At 33.5% G+C, this 2,478-nt stretch carries 4 protein-coding genes; 1 reads left to right on the forward strand and 3 read right to left on the reverse strand.

Going from position 1 to position 2,478, the window contains the following annotated elements:
* Positions 1 to 636 (reverse strand): OmpA family protein (locus AC1DTM_RS22790; RefSeq protein WP_477000948.1); only part of this gene is annotated, 636 nt, incomplete at its 3' end.
* A 19-nt stretch (positions 637 to 655) separates the two neighbouring features.
* Positions 656 to 1,489 (reverse strand): flagellar motor protein MotP, encoded by an 834-nt coding sequence (locus AC1DTM_RS22795; RefSeq protein ID WP_016104378.1) that lies wholly within the window; start codon positions 1,487 to 1,489, stop codon positions 656 to 658.
* Positions 1,490 to 1,660: 171 nt separating this feature from the next.
* Between AC1DTM_RS22795 and AC1DTM_RS22800 the strand changes: the two genes are divergently transcribed.
* Positions 1,661 to 2,263: an HD domain-containing protein gene (locus tag AC1DTM_RS22800; protein WP_016104377.1), complete on the forward strand. Its 603-nt coding sequence runs from the start codon at positions 1,661 to 1,663 to the stop codon at positions 2,261 to 2,263.
* 38 nt (positions 2,264 to 2,301) lie between these two features.
* On the opposite strand, the gene hfq is transcribed toward AC1DTM_RS22800, so the two are convergent.
* Positions 2,302 to 2,478: RNA chaperone Hfq (gene hfq / locus AC1DTM_RS22805; protein WP_477000949.1), on the reverse strand; the 177-nt coding region annotated here is incomplete at its 5' end.

Raw genomic sequence — 2,478 nt, forward strand, 5'->3', positions numbered from 1 at the left:
ATTTTGTGGTGAATCATTTGGTGCTACTGGTTTTGTGTCTGCATACCCTACCGCTGCTAACCTTTTATCATCCACATTATACACTTCAATTAAATGATGAATCATATTAGCTGCACGTGCTGAAGATAATTCCCAGTTGGAAGGGAATTTTTCATTATGAATCGGTCTGCTATCTGTATGTCCTTCTACAACAATTGGATTTGGTACCGATTGGAAGAACCCTACTAATTGACTAATTACTTCTTTCGCTTCCGGCTTAACATTCGCATCACCCGTATCGAATATTAAATTGTCTACTATAACGATGCTAACACCTGTATCTTCTCGATATACATTCACTTGACTAACACCATTATTATCCACATATGCTTTTAACTTTTTATACAATTCATCCATGCGCTTTTTTGAAACTGCTTTTTCATCATTTTTTTCATGTGAAATATCTGGTATTGTATTTTCCATTACTTTTGCATTTACTTGCTCCGCGTCACTGAACTTTTCAAGCATCTTTGATAATTTTACTGTATCTTGCTTTGAAGTCGCAACTAGTAATACAAAGAAAGTTAGCAATAACATCGTTAAATCAGTAAAAGTCGTCATCCAACGAGGCGATCCTCTTTGCGGTCGCTTGCTCATCATACCACTCCTCAAACTACTAGGCTGCTCGTTTTTCTTTTTTTATCTTCGTTTCATATACGTATGTATCAAGTTTTAACTTTAATTTGGAAGGAATTTGTCCTCGGTACAGCTCTGAAATTGCTTCTATTACAAACTTCTTCTCTGTATACAAATCTTCAATACCGCGATACACCTTTTCAGATAACGGTATTGCAATCATATTTGCAATCAAAGATCCATATAATGTCGTCAACATCGCAACTGCCATCCCTGTACCAATTTGTGAGGTATCTTGTAAGTTTTGCAACATAATAATAAGACCAATTAATGTTCCTATCATGCCCCATGCTGGAGCGAAATCACCAATTTTATCTAATAATGTTGCTCCTTTTCTTAACTCATACACTTCAGTTTCAACATCTTTCATTAACACTTCTTTTAATTCCACTTCATCATAGCCGCTTAACATTAAACGAATTCCCTTTTGAATAAAAGGATTGTCTACTTGCTCTCCATCAACTTCTAAAGAAAGCAAGCCATGTTTTTTAGACTTTTTCGAAAAATCAACGAACAAATCCGTTAACTGTTCTAAATCTTCTTCTCTTCTATGTAAAACAGTAAAAATACTTTTCGTATATTTTTTTATTTCTCCAAATCTATATGCCACAACGATTGTCGCTGTTGTTCCTCCTATAACGATTAAAATAGATGAAACATCTAAGAAGTTTTTAAAACCTTTTATTCCACCGCCGCCAAGCATGATTGCCGCTATTACAATCGCAAAACCTACTATAATGCCAATTGGGCTAGAAATGTCAAACTTCCTTTTTTTTCTTTGTGGTCTAGCTAATACTTGATTTTCGTCTCCCATATTCCTGCCCTTCCTTTTCATTTTTATAAAACATTTTTTTATTTTAATAATGCGTTTTCACATATAACATTCATTATACGCTTATCATCTATTTATCGCAATATACTCATAAAATTGACACATTTCATTTCCATATTAGAATTATAGTATAGAAATATGAGGAGGATCACGATGGAACATAAAATTTTGCAAGTCATTGCATTAGCAGAAAAACTAAAATATGAAATGCGACATAGTTGGCTTTCTAACGGACGTCAAGAAAGTGTTGCTGAACATACGTGGCGTATGTCCTTAATGGCTATCTTAGTTGAGCCTTATTTGGATCAAAAAGTACACATAGAAAAATTACTTAAAATGGTCATAATTCACGATCTTGTTGAAGCAGAAGCTGGTGATATTCCTGCCTTTGATACAATGAATAGCCATGAATTACAATTACAAAAACAAAAAAATGAGCAAAAGGCTATTTTAAATATTAAACATACACTAGAAGGTTCTCTTGGCGAAGAATTATACGATTTATGGATGGAGTTCGAAGCGAAAGAAACGTATGAAGCAAAAGTTGCTAACGCGCTCGATAAACTTGAAGTGAAAATTCAACATAACGAAGCTGATATTGATACTTGGCTACCAATTGAGCATAAAATGACTTTCCAAGTTGGTAAACATACAGATTTTGACTCTTTCTTGTCTAAATTACAAAAAATCATTGAACAAGACGGAGAAAAAAAATTAATCGCTGCCGGCATTGATGTTGAAGCATGCAAACAGTAACCATTTAATTATGAAATAAGACACTCATTTTGAGTGTCTTATTTCATAATTGTTGATATTGCCTGCTTATAAATAAGTTGTTGTTTTCCATCTACTAATATTAATACTGTAAATCTATCTACTCCAACTACTTCCCCTACTATTCTTACTCCGCTCTTTAAGAATATAGTAACTGCACCTTTTTCTTCTTTTATTTGTTTATACAACTCTTCTTG

It is taken from the genome of Bacillus sp. P4_D3, from assembly GCF_056401855.1.

Excerpts from the sequence above, each read along its gene's own strand:
- AC1DTM_RS22800 (WP_016104377.1), top strand. The coding sequence starts at position 1,661 with ATGGAACATAAAATTTTGCAAGTCATTGCATTAGCAGAAAAACTAAAA.
- AC1DTM_RS22795 (WP_016104378.1), bottom strand. The coding sequence starts at position 1,489 with ATGGGAGACGAAAATCAAGTATTAGCTAGACCACAAAGAAAAAAAAGG.